The organism is Streptomyces sp. PA03-1a (genome assembly GCF_033792805.1).
In the GTDB taxonomy this organism is placed as follows: Bacteria; Actinomycetota; Actinomycetes; order Streptomycetales; family Streptomycetaceae; genus Actinacidiphila.
Window position 1 is genome coordinate 1 of sequence record NZ_JARAVO010000003.1, and the last position, 13,637, is coordinate 13,637.

General features: G+C 69.1%; 7 protein-coding genes. 2 read left to right on the top strand and 5 right to left on the bottom strand.

Annotation, left to right across the window (positions count from 1 at the left end):
• The first annotated feature begins 70 nt into the window (after positions 1-70).
• On the top strand, positions 71-397 hold the full coding sequence (locus PV341_RS01125) for a helix-turn-helix domain-containing protein (RefSeq protein WP_326569995.1): 327 nt from the start codon (positions 71-73) through the stop codon (positions 395-397).
• Positions 398-586: 189 nt separating this feature from the next.
• Here PV341_RS01125 and PV341_RS01130 read toward each other — a convergent pair whose 3' ends face one another.
• Together PV341_RS01130 and PV341_RS01135 are read right to left on the bottom strand one after the other, a co-directional pair.
• The gene (locus tag PV341_RS01130) at positions 587-2,914 is read right to left on the bottom strand and encodes an ATP-binding SpoIIE family protein phosphatase (protein WP_500356382.1); all 2,328 of its coding nucleotides are present in this window, start codon (positions 2,912-2,914) and stop codon (positions 587-589) included.
• A 187-nt stretch (positions 2,915-3,101) separates the two neighbouring features.
• On the bottom strand, positions 3,102-5,579 hold the full coding sequence (locus tag PV341_RS01135) for a SpoIIE family protein phosphatase (RefSeq protein ID WP_500356384.1): 2,478 nt from the start codon (positions 5,577-5,579) through the stop codon (positions 3,102-3,104).
• A gap of 426 nt (positions 5,580-6,005) precedes the next feature.
• On the opposite strand from PV341_RS01135, the gene PV341_RS01140 reads away from it, so the two are divergent.
• Positions 6,006-6,689: a TetR/AcrR family transcriptional regulator gene (locus PV341_RS01140; RefSeq protein WP_500356386.1), complete on the top strand. Its 684-nt coding sequence runs from the start codon at positions 6,006-6,008 to the stop codon at positions 6,687-6,689.
• A 240-nt stretch (positions 6,690-6,929) separates the two neighbouring features.
• On the opposite strand, the gene PV341_RS01145 is transcribed toward PV341_RS01140, so the two are convergent.
• The 3 genes from PV341_RS01145 to PV341_RS01155 all read right to left on the bottom strand — a co-directional run bounded on the left by PV341_RS01145 (position 6,930) and on the right by PV341_RS01155 (position 13,540).
• Complete coding sequence (locus PV341_RS01145) at positions 6,930-8,744, bottom strand: glycoside hydrolase family 15 protein (protein ID WP_500356388.1); 1,815 nt, start codon at positions 8,742-8,744, stop codon at positions 6,930-6,932.
• A 399-nt stretch (positions 8,745-9,143) separates the two neighbouring features.
• Complete coding sequence (locus tag PV341_RS01150; RefSeq protein WP_500328710.1) at positions 9,144-10,190, bottom strand: zinc-binding dehydrogenase; 1,047 nt, start codon at positions 10,188-10,190, stop codon at positions 9,144-9,146.
• A gap of 128 nt (positions 10,191-10,318) precedes the next feature.
• On the bottom strand, positions 10,319-13,540 hold the full coding sequence (locus PV341_RS01155) for a bifunctional cytochrome P450/NADPH--P450 reductase (RefSeq protein ID WP_500328711.1): 3,222 nt from the start codon (positions 13,538-13,540) through the stop codon (positions 10,319-10,321).
• Positions 13,541-13,637: the final 97 nt, after the last annotated feature.

The following is a 13,637-nucleotide window of genomic DNA, read 5'->3' on the forward strand; positions in this document are numbered from 1 at the left end:
TAGCAGTTCCTTCGGGGCCCTGGTGCCATACGGCACCAGGGCCCCCCGCGCGCTTTCGCAGAGAGGTGCAATGACAGCAGACGACTCGTTCAGCCGGCTCGACGACGACGACTACCCCGCCTACACGATGGGCCGGGCCGCCGAGATGCTCGGCACCACCCAGGGTTTCCTGCGCGCCATCGGCGAGGCCCGCCTGATCACCCCGCTCCGCTCCGAGGGCGGCCATCGCCGCTACTCCCGCTACCAGTTGCGCATCGCCGCCCGCGCCCGGGAACTTGTCGACCAGGGGATGCCCATCGAGGCCGCCTGCCGCATCGTCATTCTCGAAGACCAGCTCGCAGAAGCGCAGCGCATCAACGCCGAATACCGCCGCGCCGCATCCCGGCCCGACACCTGACCCGCAGTCCGGGGCGACGTGCCGAGCCGCGCATTCTTCCGCCGACTCCAGAATATGAGCGCATGATCGCCGAAGGTTCTCAGCCGCCGGCACACGGGCGGGAGTCCCAGCCTCGCCCCGGCGCCAGAGTGAACTGTGCGCGACGGCAACTCCAGGCGGTCGACGCGTACATCGTCACGGAGGTCCGGATCATGATGATGCTGGCTCGTCGTCAGGAGCTGTGGGGATGGGTTGTTCGGCCCAGATCGTCTTGCCGTTGTCGTTGCAACGGCAGCCCCAGCGGGCGGTGAGCTGGGCGATGAGGAACAGGCCGCGTCCTCCCTCGTCGGTGGTGCGGGCATGTCGCAGTCGGGGCTGGGTGCTGCTGGAGTCGGTGACCTCGCACACCAGGACGTCGTCGTGGACGATCAGCCGCAGGTGCACCGGTGGGTGGGCGTAGCGGATGGCGTTGGTCAGCAGCTCACTGACGATGAGCTCGGTCGACAGGAGGAGATCGTCCAGTCCCCAGGTGTGCAGCTGGCGAGCCGTCGTTTCCCGAGCCCTGGAGACGGCGGACGGGGCGGCCGGGAACTCCCAGTCGGCGGTGTGTCCGGGTGGGATGGCGCGGGTGCGGGCCAGCAACAGGGCCGCGTCGTCACGTGGTGGCTGGTATGCCAGTTCGGTGAGCAGGGACCGGCCGGTGTCGGCCAGGGGTCGATCGGGTCGGCAGGCTGTGGCGAGGGCGTCGGTCAGGCGCTGCAGGCCCTGGTCGATGTCGCTGCCGTCCCGTTCGATCAGGCCGTTGGTGTAGAGCGCGAGGACGCTGCCCGGATCCAGGTTGATCGTGGTGCTCTCATACGGCACGCCGCCGACGGCCAGGGGCGGTCCCGGGCAGATCCTGACGACCTCGGTGGTCCCATCGGGCCTTACCACGATGGGGGGCGGGTGCCCGGCACTGGCGATGGTGCAGCTTCGGCTGATCGGGTCGTAGAGCGCGTACAGGCAGGTGCCGCCGACGATGTCGTGATCGCCGGGCGGCGCTTCGGCCGCGAGACGCTGGACCAGGTCCGCCATGCGGGCGAGTAGCTCGTCCGCCTCAAGCTCCAGGTCGGCGAGGGTTTGGATGGCGGTGCGCAGGCGACCCATGGTGGCGGTTGCGGGTATCCCGTGACCGACCACGTCTCCGGCGACAAGGGCTACCCGCAAAGAGGGCAGGGCGATGGCGTCGAACCAGTCGCCGCCGATCGCCGGGTCGCCGCCTGCGGGCAGGTGGATGCCCGCAGTCTCGGCCGCAGCGGTGTCGGTGGTGGCCGGGGGAAGAAGACGCTGCCGCAGCGCCACAGCCGCACGGTGCTCGCGCGTATAGCGGCGGGCGTTGTCGATGGCCAGCGCGCCCTGGGAGGAGATCTGCCGCAGGAGATCAGCCTCGTCGTCGGTGAAGGGGGCGGATCGGCCGGTGCGCCAGACCGATATGTCGCCGAGCGTGAGACCGCGGGTGTGCAGCGGGGCCACCATCACCGAATCGCAGCCTTGCGGGACAAGGAACTCGATCAGGCGCGGTTCGCCGATCGCAGCAGCGTAGTCCTCGAGGCTGAGAGTGAGCGTCTCGCCCTGCCGGAAACTGTGCCACAGGGGGTGGTCGGGCAGGGGCGGGACGAGACCGCCGGGCTTGATGCCGGCCGGCCAGAGCGCGGCGGCCGGGGCCATGGCAGCGTTGCGAAGATGAAGATCCCCACCGCCCCCGGGAGGTTCCTCTCCTTCGAACACCGCCTGGGCAAGGTCGACGGAGACGAGATCGCCGATGGCGGGGACGAGGACATTCGCCAGATCCTGCGCGGTGCGCACGACGTTCAACGATTTCCCGACATGCTCGGCCACCTCACGGGTGAGGTCCAGATGACGGCGAGCGCGCAGCTGATCGCTGTCATCGACGTACAGGGCCGCGACCCCCGTGGGATGCCCTTGTGCGTTCTCCAGACGGAAAGCCGACAGCGACAGGACCTGCTGGCGCGCGGGATCGTGCCGCCACCTGACGCGCTGATTCCTGCGGACCACCGGGACGCCCGTAGCCAGGACCCGGCGCAGTACGTCCTCGAGGTTCTCGGCGTCCTTGGTGCACAGCATGTCGCCCAGTCGGCTGCCCGTGCACACCCGGCGGCCGTTGACAGTGCCGGGCGTGGAATTCGTCCGCACAAGGGTCAGCTCCGTGTCGTGCAGGGCGACCATGATGCGGTTCTGGGCGGTCAGCGCGCGCAGGAGCGCTGCGCCTTGCTCGTGGTTGGCGACGTGATGTGCAGGTACTGCCAGGACCAGGACGTCTTGCGAGCCGTCCACCTTTGTGGCCCGGAAGGTGACATCGATGGTGTTGCCGCACCGGTGTCGCAGCCGTACCTGGCCGGACTGCGGCTTGTGGAGCGGCCGGCGCAGATCGGCCACGAGTTCGTGTACGGGGCGCCCGCACACTTCCTCGGCGGTGAACCCCGTCAGGTCCCTGGCTGTCCCGGTCCACTGCACGACCGTGCCGCGGTCGTCGAGCACGACGGCTGCCAGGCCGTCGAAGGCGTACGGCGTACCGCCGTAGCCAGGATCGCACCCGCTTGTCGTCGCTCGGGGGGTGCTCGCTGAGTAGGCGTTGTTGGCATCCTTCATATCCATTGTTCAAATCCTTTCTGTGCATGTGGTGGGGGCTGGCACCCGCCTTCGGCGGCCAAGAGACCAGCAGCAGTCATCGCCGGGTCGGCAGCGCGGGCTCGCGTGGTGTGGACGGCAGGTCTTGTTCGGCCCAGACGACCTTGCCGTCCGTTGCGGAGCGGGTCCCCCACCTGCGGGACAGCTGAGAGACAAGGAAGAGGCCGCGGCCGTTGTCGTCCAGGGCGCGGGGACATCGCGGGCGTGGGTGGCTGGCGCTGGTGTCGGAGACTTCGCACGTCAGCACGTGGTGCTGGATGAGCCGGAGGCGGCTGGGTCCCTTGCCGTAGCGGATGGCGTTGGTGACAAGTTCACTGACGATGAGTTCCACCGGGGGTACGAGGCGCTCCAGCCCCCAGGCGCTGAGCTGACGGGCGGCCAGGTTCCGGGCAGTGCGGACGGCGGCCGGCTCGTTCCGCAGGTCCCAGGAGGCAACGTGGGCGGGTTGTAGTGTGCGGGTTCGTGCCAGGAGCAAGGTGACGTCGTCGGCCGGTGCCTGGATCGGCAGGGTCTCGATCGCTTCGGAGCACAAGGTCTCCAGGGACCGGCCGGGCTGTGCCAGGGTGGTGCCCAGGCGGTGGAGGCCGACGTCGATGTCGTCGTTGCGGGACTCGACCAGACCGTCGGTGTAGAGCCCGAGCAGACTTCCTTCGGGCAGTTCCAGTTCCATGGACTCGAAGGCAACCGGCCCAAGGCCAAGGCCGAGTGGTGCCCCGGGCGGCAGGTCCGGAAAGTTTATCCGGCCCTGCGGGTCGATGATCACCGGCGGAGGGTGCCCGGCCCCCGCCATCGTGCACCGCCTGGTGACCGGGTCATAGACGGCGTACAGACAGGTGGCGCCGACCGGGCCCTGGTGGTCCGGGGTATCGGCGTCCTCCTCGTTCGCCCGCTGGACCGTGTCATCGAGGTGCGCGAGCAGTTCATGGGGAGGTAGATCCATGTCCGCGAGGGTGTGCACGGCGGTCCGTAGCCGGCCCATCGTGGCTGCGGCGTTGATGCCGTGGCCGACCACATCGCCGACGACGAGAGCGACCCGGGCGCCGGACAGCCCGATCACGTCGAACCAGTCGCCTCCTACGCCGTGGTCCATGTCGGCCGGCACGTAGCGCGCGGCCGCCTCGATTGCGACACCGCCTCGCAAACGATGCGGGAGCAGGTCGCGTTGGAGCGTGAGGGTTGCGGCGCGTTCGCGAGCGTATCGGAGAGCGTTGTCCAAACAGAGCGCGGCCCGGGTGACGAGCTCCTCGGCAAGGAGCAGATCATCCTCCTGGAACGGCGTCTGCTCCTCGGAGCGGCCGAACAGCGCCAGTCCCAGCACGCAGCCCCGCGCGCGGATGGGTATGACCATCAAAGAGTGGATTCCGGTGTCACGGACCTTCTGCGCCCGCACCGGGTCGTGGTCGACCCATGGGCCGGCCTGGGTGTCCAGCTCCGGTTCCAGGTAAGACCGGCCTGTTCGCAGGGCGGTGGCGAATGACGAGTCCGGGTGGACGTGGACCACCTCTTCGCGCGCCCACGGGACCTGCGGGAGCCCTGGATCGATGGTGGCCAGACCGGCACGGCGCAGCCGAGGGGGGCGGCTGCTCGGCGGGCCGATGCGTGCCGAAGCCTCCAGGCCGAACGGAACCGACTCCACCAAGTCCACGATGGCGTGATCAGCCAGCAATGGCACGACAAGGTCGGCCAGTTCCTGCCCGGTCTGCATGACGTCGAGGGTGCTGCCGATGCGTGTGCTGGCTTCGCTGAGGATGGCACGGCGCTCACGGGCCCGCCGGTTGCCGGTGACATCCGCACTCATGGAGCACACCGCCAGGGGCTGGCCGTCCGCGTCCTGGAGGCAGAAGAACGAAGCCGAGAACACGTGCTCCCGGCGCCGATCGGCCGGCGGCCACGCCCGGTATTCGTGGACCATGGTGGTGCCGCTCGCCAGCACCTGCCGCATGACCACCTCGAGCGCTTCGGTCTCGAAACCGGGCAGCGAGTCGCTAAGGCGGCGCCCGAACCGCCGGGCACGAGGAATACCGTCGCAGCGCTCCATGGTGTCGTTCACCCAGGTGCAGCGCAGTTGCAGGTCACGAACGACGATGCCGATCGGCGTGCGGGCAAGGAGTGACTCGCGCACCGGCCCGTGGGCCGGTCCTGAGGACAGCGAGCCGATGTCGGTCACGGACACCAGCCACCGGGCGCTGGCGTCCTGTCCCCAGAGCAAGGAGACCCGCAAAGTCATCCTGAGCGTGTGACCATCACGATGGCGGACCGTCACGGTCCCGGACCAGCCACCCTGGGCGCGGCACTGCTCGGCGTACGCCGAAGCCCCCAGGACGTCCTCGGAGGGCCGCAGCATCTGTCCGGCGGACCGGCCCACCATCTCGCGAGCCGAGTATCCGACGAGCTGCTGAGCAGCCTGGGTCCATCCCACCACGGTCCCCTCCGCGTCGATCATCGCTATCGCTGCGTCGGGTCCGTCCCGGCGGTTGAGCGGCTTGGCAAGTGGTGTGTGGTCCGTGTTTGTCATCGGGGATATCCCATCGGTGCGGTGATGTGGGAGAGGACGGGTGTGCAGCGGCGGCCCGGACTGCGGTCGAGCGGGGACGGCCGGGTCTGCACCTTCCCGGTGGCCCAGGCCCGGGCGTGCCTCCCGCACGCGACCCGCCTAGTCGAAGGCCTTGCCGGCGCCATCCATCAGGAGGCACCTTTTGTCCACTTATGATGAAATTATCAGATACGATCGTTTCATCGTCAAGTGCCTCATATCTGATCTTTTGATCGGCTTCGAGGGGGCGGGAACTCAATGCGCACGGGCGGGTTCGCTCAGGCCTCGCGCAGGGGTGGACAGGTGCACCTCCTGCTGCGATGATGAATTCATCAGAACTGGTAGTTCTCTTTGCGGTGCATGCTGATGCCAGCCTCAGGCAGGAGCCGATTCGAACGCCGTCGGGCCGTGACCCGGCAGGCGCTCGTCCGCGCCGCCCGGAAGATCCTGGCCGAGTCCGGCGACACGAGCGCCAGCATTCGGGCCATCGCGGAGCGCGCGGACGTGGGCTTCGGCTCCTTCTACAACCACTTCACCTGCAAGTTGGATCTCTTCGAAGCGGCTGTGGCTGATGCGCTGGAGGAATACGCCGAAGCCATCGACGAAGGCTTGCGTGGCGTTGACGACCCCGCCGAGCGCCTTGCCGGGGGCGTGCGGCTCAGCGCACGTTTGGCCGAGTCGCACCCGGAGGTCATGCGGATCCTGTGCCACAGCGAGCTCGGCCGCATTTGCGCCGGCCACGGTCTGGCTCCGCGCGCGAAGCGCGATGTGGAGCACGGTATGGCCTCGGGCCGCTTCACGGTGGTCGACCCGGTCATCGCCCTGACCGCGCTGAACGGCAGCCTGCTGGCGCTTTTGGAGCTGTGGTTCAACCGGCCCGAGGCCGACCGGGATCGGGCTGCAGGCGCGTTGGCCGTGATGCTCTTGCACATGCTCGGCGTCCCCCCGGATGAGGCCCGCGACCTGACCCGGCGCCCCCTTCCCGCCGCCCGGGAAAGGAGCCCCCTAGTCCAGGGTCCGCTGACACCGACCGCGCACGGTTTGTTGCCTTGGTCCGCGCAGCACGCTCCCTACAGGTGGATGGGCAGGTGACGCGGGCCTGGGCCTCAAGGCGGGCCAGCGGGCCGCCGTAGCACCGGTGGATACCGCTGCCGAAGCCGCGGCGGCATCGAACCGGTCGGGCTCGTGGAGAACCGCTTGGGGTCGCGGCTGCCCGCGGCCAGCACCAGATCACTTTCTCCGTTGTCACCCCCTCATGCCCAGGATGGGGGCAGCGCCGCAGGCCCGCACGGCCATGCCAAGACGGCGGGCTGGCCCCGTGCAGGGCCCAGTTCAGCCGAGGGCGCGGTCGAGGTTGAAGGCAGCGCTGATCAGGGCGAGATGGGTGAAGGCCTGTGGGAAGTTGCCCAGTTGCTGTCCGGTGTGGCTGATCTCCTCGGCGAACAGGCCGAGGTGGTTGGCGTAGGTGAGCATCTTCTCGAAGGCCAGGCGGGCTTCGTCCAGACGTCCGGCGCGGGTGAGGGCCTCGACGTACCAGAACGAGCAGATGGAAAAGGTGCCTTCGTCGCCTTCCAGGCCGTCGGGGCTCGCATTGGGGTCATAGCGCCAGACCAGGGAGTCGGAGACCAGTTCGTTGCCAAGGGCGTCGAGCGTGGACAGCCACAGGGGGTCGTCGGGAGCGATGAAATTGGTCAGGGGCAACATCAACGCCGAAGCGTCCAGCACGTCGCCGCCCTCGTACTGGGTGAACGCCTGCCGGGCCGGCGACCAGCCCTGGTCCAGGATCCGCCAGTAGATCGTGTCCCGGACCGGGCCCCAGCGGACGAGGTCGGCGGGCAGGCTGCGGTGCCAGGCGATGCGCATGGCGCGGTCGATGGCCACCCAGCACATGAGACGGGAGTAGAGGAACTTCTTGCGGCCGCCGCGCGTCTCCCACACGCCCTCGTCCGGCTGGTCCCAGTGCTCGCAGACCCAGTTCACCAGGTCGCGCACTCCGCGCCATTGGCCGCTGGTCAGGGGGCGGCACCACTTGTCGTACAGGTATACCGAGTCGAGCAGGGCGCCGTAGATGTCGAGCTGCAACTGGGTGACGGCGCCGTTGCCGACCCGTACAGGCGCCGAGCCCCGGTAGCCCTCGAGATGGGGGAGCTCGCGTTCGGGCAGCTCGGAGCGTCCGTCGATGCCGTACATGATCTGCAGTGGTCCCGAGGGTCCCTCGCGCCGGGGTATGTACCGGGTGAGGAAGCCCATGAAGGCTTCGGCCTCTTCGGCGAAGCCGAGCCTGAGCAGCCCGTAGACGGCGAATGCGGAGTCGCGTACCCATGCGTAGCGGTAGTCCCAGTTGCGGCCACCGCCGATCTGCTCGGGCAGGCTGGTGGTGGGGGCTGCCACGATCGCGCCGGTGGGCGCGTAGGTGAGCAGTTTGAGTGTGAGGGCGGAGCGGTGCACCATCTCCCGCCATCGGCCGCGGTAGCTGGACTGCTGCAGCCAACTTCGCCAGAAGGCGACCGTGGTGGTGAACGCCCGCTCAGCTTCTGCCTCGGCGTGCAGGTCGCCGCGCGGCGGGGTCTCGCCGCTGGTCTGGTCGAGGACGAAGACTGTCGTCTGCCCCTGGGACAGTTCGAACTCCGCCCATACGTCGCTCTCGTCGTTCTTCAGCGGCACTGTGGCGGTCAGCATCAGCGACAGCGCCTCGGAGGTGAAGAGGGCGGCCTGGTCGAGCAGCCGCACGGTGTGGGGCTGGGCGCCGTAACCGAACCGGGGGGCCACCTGGGCCCGGAACAAGATCCTTCCGCGGATGCACACCACTCGCCGGATCAGCCTGTGGCGGGCGCACTGGCCGGCCTCTGCCACGGGCATGAAGTCCTGGATCTCTCCCAGCCCGTCCTCGGTGAAGAACCGGGTGATCAGCACATTGGTGTCCGGGAAGTAGAACTGTCTGGTGTCGGCCGGTACGGCGGGGGACAGCTCAAACGCTCCACCCCGGTCCGCGTCCAGGATGGCGGCGAAGACACTGGGGGAGTCGAAGGTGGGGCAGCAGTACCAGTCGATGGTCCCGTCGGTGCCCACCAGGGCGGCTGTGCGCAGGTCCCCGATCAAGCCGTGGTCAGCGATCGGCGGGTACCGGATGGATTTGCGCTGGCTCATTGCTCCGAACATCGCAGCAGCCTCCCTTGCCCCTGCGTCTTCTTGTGTTCTTCCCGATCGCAGGGGCATCAGACCGGCCCGACAGGGTCAGCGCGGCGCTTCTTCCGCCGCCCGCGGGCAGCCGGCTGACCGGCAGGCGGTCCGGGGCGCGGGTCCGCCCCCCTGCGTGGGCACGCACGGAGGCGCTGAACGCGCACATCTGCTGCCGGTCGAGATGAGTGGAGCCCGCGGAGCCGTGCCTTTTCGTCGCGCCTGCTCGTGCGGCCTCTGGACTCGCACCCACGCGTCGGCCGGTGGGGACCGCGAGGCGAGGGATGCCGGACGGCCGTGGGCGCCGGTGCTCCGTCAAGCACCCGCGCCCACGCACCCCTGCCCGAGGTGGCTTGTGCGCAGCAGTCGTCAGGGCACGAGGATGAGACGGATCGGGTCGCCGATCTTGTTCTCCAGCCGGTTGACGGCGCCGGCGGCGTCGGCGAGCGGGATGTGGTCGGTGATGGAGGGGGCCAGGTCGAGACGGCCGGCTGCGGTCAGCCGCACCAGCTCGCTTACGGACTCCGGGAAGCCGCCGTAGTGGCCGCGCACCTGCTTGCTGAGGTAGTTGAAGGTCAGGCCCTCGCTGATGGTGAGCGGGTGCGGCGTGATGCCCACCAGGATCAGGGCGCCGTTCAGGCCGAGCACGGAGGCGGCCTGTTCACGGACGGCGGGCACGCCGGCGCAGTCGAAGGCGAAGTCCAGGCCCCGTCCGTCGGTGGCCGCGCGTACCTGGTCGGCGAAGTCGGGGGCGCCCGGGTCCAGGGCGTAGTCCGCGCCGAACGCCAGGGCGCGCTCGCGGGCGCTGGCCAGCGGGTCGACAGCGATGATCGGCGCGGCGCCGACCAGGCGGGCGAGGCGCAGGTTGTGCGCGCCGACTCCGCCCACGCCCCAGACGCCGACGGACTGGGCGGGACGAACGCCTGCGGTGGCGACGACGGCGGCGTAGGGGGTGGAGACCGCGTCGGGGATGATCGCGGCCTGGTCGAAGGGGAGGCTGTCGGGGATCGGGATGAGGGTGTCCTCGCGGGCGACGGTGTATTGGGCCCAGCCGCCGTCGTAGTCGATGCCGGCGGTGAGCATCTGGGTGCAGGGGCGGTGGCGCACACAGCCGGAGCACCGGCCGCAGGTCTTGCCGGCCTCCAGGGTGACGCGGGTGCCGACGGTCAGGCCGCGCTTGAGGCCGGGGCCGAGAGTGTGGATCACACCGGAGACCTCATGGCCGACGGTGACCGCATCAGAGGTGGCGAACAGCGGGACGAGGGAGCCGTCGATCAAGTGGACGTCCGACAGGCAGACGCCGGCGGCCTTGACCTCGACGAGCACCTCGCCCGGACCGGGCACGGGGACGGGGACCTCCTCCACGACGAACTTCTTGCTGTCCAGGTGGAAGCGTCCGGCGAGCATGGTGTCCATGAAGATCTGCTTTCTGTGAGCGGCATTTCCCGGCGGGCCGACGGGTGCCGATGGCGTCTGGCGGGCTTGTGGTGGCCGGAAGACATGCGGGGCGGCAGGTGCGACGCATGCCTCCCGGCGTCTGGGGGTCAGGCGAAGACGTCCTGCTGGTAGCGCTCGTCGGCCTCGAGCTGGGCGAGCCATTGCTGGGCGGTCTCGTCGTCGCTGCCGGTCCGCTGGCGGTAGATGGCGGCGAGGGCCTCGCGGACGGCGGGTGCCATGCGGCGGCCGTCACCGCAGACGTAGATGTACGCCCCGTCTTCGATGGCTTGCCACACCGTGTCGGCGGCGCCTGCGATGGCGTTCTGCACGAACCGGGCCGGGTGGCCGGTCACCGCCGAGTAGGCGGTGTGGATCTGCGCGATCCCGGCCTGCTCCCAGTCCTGCATCTCCTGCCGGTAGAAGTAGTCGTGCTCCGGGTGGCGGCAGCCGACGAAAACCTGCGACAGGCCGACCTGCGTGCCGTTCTCGTGCTGCCAGGCCCGCTCCTCCAGGAAGCCGCGCAGCGGCGCGATGCCGGTGCCGGGGCCGATCAGGATCAGCGGCGTGGCGGGGTCGGCCGGCGGGGCGAACGTCGGCGAGGGCACGCGGATGTAGCCGTACACGACGTCTCCGGGCTCCAGGCCTGCGATGTAGGAGGAGCAGGTGCCGCGGTACTGGCCGTCACCGGACAGGGCCGGCCCTTCCAGCAGGCCGACGGTCAGGCGCACATGACGCGGGTTGGCCTGCGGGGCGGAGGAGATGGAGTAGAAGCGGGGACGGATCGGGCCCATCATCTCCAGGAAGACCGCCAGCGGCAGGTCGACCGCCGCGAAGCGCTCCAGCAGGTTGAGCACCGAGACCCGCTTGCCGAGGATCTCCTCCTGGTAGCGCTCTTCGGCTTCGGCGGTGTCGGCGGTGTAGGCCTGCAACTGCGGCCGGGTCCAGGGGCACTCGGTGTACTCGGAGAGGGTCTGGATCTGGGAGCGGGTGGCGATGTCCTGCAGCTCCAGGAACTCGGTGAGCAGGATTCCGGCGGTGACGGGGATGCCGACCGGCAGGTGCGTCCTGCCGCCGCCGGGCTGGTCGAGCCGGAGCACCTGGTCGTTCTCGACACCGAGCCGGGTCAGTACGCGGTTGACCAGGGCGGGTTCATTCTTGGCGAAGACGGCCAGGTGGTTGCCGGTGTCGTAGGTGACACCCTCGGGGAGTTCGACGGTGATGGACTTCGCGGACGGGCGCGGCGGCTCGATGCTGAAGTCCCACAGGCCGGTCGCGTCGGCCACGAGTTCCTCGTTGGCCACCACCGTGAGGGGGTAGGCCTGCTCGGAGACGATGGCAGGGCGTACGTCCGCCTCGGTGAGCAGCTGGATCTGGTAGCGCGGGCCGCTCGCCTCGGAGGTGTCGGCGGCGTACTCCTCGGCCAAGGTGGTCCACAGGGTGTCCATCCAGCGGGTGGCCATGCCGTCGAAGTCACCGGAGGCGTCGGCGATGCCGCGCTCGATGACGGGGGTGGCGCCGGCGGCTAGCAGGCCTTCCTCGATCCGCTTGGGGAAGGCCTGGTAGGTGGCTACCCACTGGGTGTTGCCGGCGCCCAGCAGCGCGAACCGCATGTTGGACAGCGAGCCCTCGGGCAGTCCAGCGGCGAGCAGGTCGTCGAAGCGCTGGGCGTTGTCGGGAGCCTTGCCGTTGTAGCTCGCGGCGACAACGGCGAGCAGGCCCTCGGTGGGCAGGTTGTCGCCCAGCTCGTCCAGGCTGAGCAGCGTGGTGCCGAAGCCGGAGCGCTCACTGCGGTCGGCGATGGTGCGCGCCAGGTCCTCGCACGAGCCCAGGCTGGAGCCGTAGGCGACGGTCAGGTTCACCCCGACACCGCTGACCGCGGTTTGCGCCTGCGTGCCGTCGGTCTGCCGGTCCGCGGCGCCGAAAACCGTCCGCTGGTGATCCTGGCGGCGACGGACGACCAGCTGGAAGTCACCGGGCTTGCGCGTCAGCGCCTCCCGCACGTCCATCTGGTAGTCGCCGGTGTCGGAGAACTTGAACTTCTGCAGCACCAGCGCCAGGGCCAGGCGGGCCTCGGTGAGCGCGAACTGCCGGCCGATGCAGGCACGTACGCCGTTGCCGAACGGCTTGTAGGCGTGCGGGTGCTGCTGGGCGCGGTTCTCCGGCAGCCACCGGTCGATGTCGAACTCCTCCGGCCGCTCCCACGCCTCGGGGTGGGAGTGCAGCGCGCCCATGAGGATGTTCGCCCTGGTTCCCTTCTTCAGCTCATAGCGGCCGCCGATGACGGTGTCCTCGATCGGCGCCTTGGCGATCAGAGGGATGGGAGCCCACAGGCGCAGGGTCTCCTCCAGGATCCGCGGGATCACGTCGAGCTGCATGATCGTGTCGTAGTCCGGCACGGTGTCGCCGGGCAGCAGCCGGTCCACCTCGGCGTAGGCCTGGGCCAGTACGTGCGGGTTGCGCATCAGCGAGTACGTGGCGAACGACAGCAGGCCACTGGTGGTTTCGTGACCGGCGATCAGGAACGTCACCACCTGGTCGCGGACGTTGTCGTCCGCCAGCAACTTGCCGGTCTCCGGGTCGGTGGCCTGGAGCATCAGGCCCAGCAGGTCCTCCTCACCGGTGCCCTTCCCCTCGCGGCGCTCCTTGATCACGCTCTCGACCAGCTCGCGCATCACCTGGATGTTCCCGCGGTACTTCTTGTCGTCAGCCTTGCGCAGCTTGGTCATCATCGGCAGCTCTTGCGAGCGCCGCAGTGACTCGATCAGCGCCTCCAGCAGCGCGTTGAGGAAGGGGTGCAGCTCCTCCTTGCCGAACGACTGGAAGCGGTAGCCGAAGCCGGACAGAGCGATGGTGTCCAGGGTGAGCCGGGTGTAGTCGTCGGTGATGTTGACCGGCTGCCCCTCACGGTTCTCCCACTTGCCCACCAGGTTCTCGGCGATCTCCAGCATCTGCCCGAAGTAGGCCTTCATGGCTCGCTGGCTGAACGCCGGCAGGAGGATCCGGTGCGCCATGGCCCATTCCTCCTCGTGCTGGTGGGCCGTGAACAGGCCCGCCCCCGTGAAGTCCCGCACGTGGCTCAGCGGTGTCTTGTCGATCTGCTTGAAGAACCGCGTCTCGTCGCAGACCTCGGCCACCAGGTCCGGGTCGTACACGAAGACCTGTTCGATACCGGCGATGTCCATGCCGTAGATGCCCTCAGGGAACTGCTTGGACAGCTTGCCGAAGTACTCCACCGGGTTGGTGCTGGGGATCTGCGGCGTATGGCCGAGCAGGGGGATCCCCCGCGGGGACCGGATGGGACGCAGATCGGTCACGGGTTGCGTGGCCATGACTTGCTCCTTTGTGCGAAGAGGGGGAGGGGCAAGGGCGTTGTGCGATGCGGGGGAAGGCCGACCGGCGGCGAACCCTCGTTTCCATACGCCGTAT